Consider the following 1,179-nt stretch of genomic DNA (forward strand, 5'->3'; position numbering starts at 1 on the left):
GTTCAAGCTCTCGAACGATCCGAAGTTCGTCGCCAAGCTGCGCGACGTGGTCGGGCTCTACGTCGATCCCCCGGCCCACGCCATCGTGCTGTCAGTCGACGAGAAGAGCCAGATCCAGGCCCTCGACCGCACCCAGCCGGGTCTGCCGCTGAAGAAGGGACGGCTCGGCACCATGACGCACGATTACAAGCGCCACGGCACCACGACCCTGTTCGCCGCGCTGAACGTGCTCGACGGCACCGTCATCGGCCGCAACATGCAGCGCCACCGCCATCAGGAACTCATCCGATTTCTGAACACCATCGAGGCCGAGGTGCCGGCCGGCAAGATGATCCACGTCATCCTCGACAACTACGCCGCCCACAAGCATCCGAAGGTGCGCGCTTGGCTGGATCGCCACCCACGCTTCGTCTTCCACTTCACGCCGACCTCGTGCTCGTGGCTCAACGCCGTCGAGGGGTTCTTCGCCAAGCTCAGCCGGCGTCGCCTGCAACGCGGCGTCTTCCGCTCGGTCGTCGACCTCCAGGCCGCCATCAACCGCTTCGTCGCCGAAACCAATGCCGACCCGATACCCTTCACGTGGACGGCGGACCCGGACAAAATCATCGCAGCCGTCAAGAGAGGGCACCAAGCGTTAGATTCCATCCACTAGCTTTCGGCACGCAGCTGCCATCCTGTCCGGCGCCTTATTTCAGAGCCGATCCAAGAAGATCGGATTCACGCGGAGTGGGTTGGTCTTGCCAGCCGTCGGAGCATGACGCGGATCATGGCGAGGCGGACGAAGGCGGCGTAAGCGTCGTGGTCAGGCCACGGCTTTGAGGGCTTGCGGCGGGGCGTAGGCCCAGGGCAGCAGGTCGTCGATGCGGCTGTTGGGGTGGCCGTCGACGATCCTGGTGATGACGTCGGCGAGATAGGCGTGCGGATCGATGCCGATCAGCTTGCAGGTCTCGATCAGCGAGGCGACGACGGCCCAGTGCTCGGCGCCACCGTCCGAGCCGGCGAAGAGCGCGTTCTTGCGGTTGAGGGCGATCGGGCGGATCGAGCGTTCGACGACGTTGGAGTCGATCTCGATGCGGCCGTCGTCGAGGAAGCGGGTCAGGCCGTCCCAGCGCGAGAGCGCGTAGCGGATCGCCTCGGCGAGCTTGGTCTTCCGGCTGATCAGCGCGAGCTTTTCGCGCA

2 protein-coding genes are annotated in these 1,179 nt (G+C 65.1%); one reads left to right on the forward strand and one right to left on the reverse strand.

Features of this window, described 5'->3' with window-relative positions; translation table 11 throughout:
* Positions 1–652 (forward strand): IS630 family transposase (locus tag A33M_RS00790; RefSeq protein WP_040618763.1); only part of this gene is annotated, 652 nt, incomplete at its 5' end.
* Between the two features lie 150 nt (positions 653–802).
* On the opposite strand, the gene A33M_RS00795 is transcribed toward A33M_RS00790, so the two are convergent.
* A partial coding sequence (locus A33M_RS00795; protein WP_040618764.1) for an IS66 family transposase occupies positions 803–1,179 on the reverse strand: 377 nt, incomplete at its 5' end.

The organism is Rhodovulum sp. PH10 (genome assembly GCF_000293785.1).
Taxonomy (GTDB): domain Bacteria; phylum Pseudomonadota; class Alphaproteobacteria; order Rhizobiales; family Xanthobacteraceae; genus Rhodoplanes.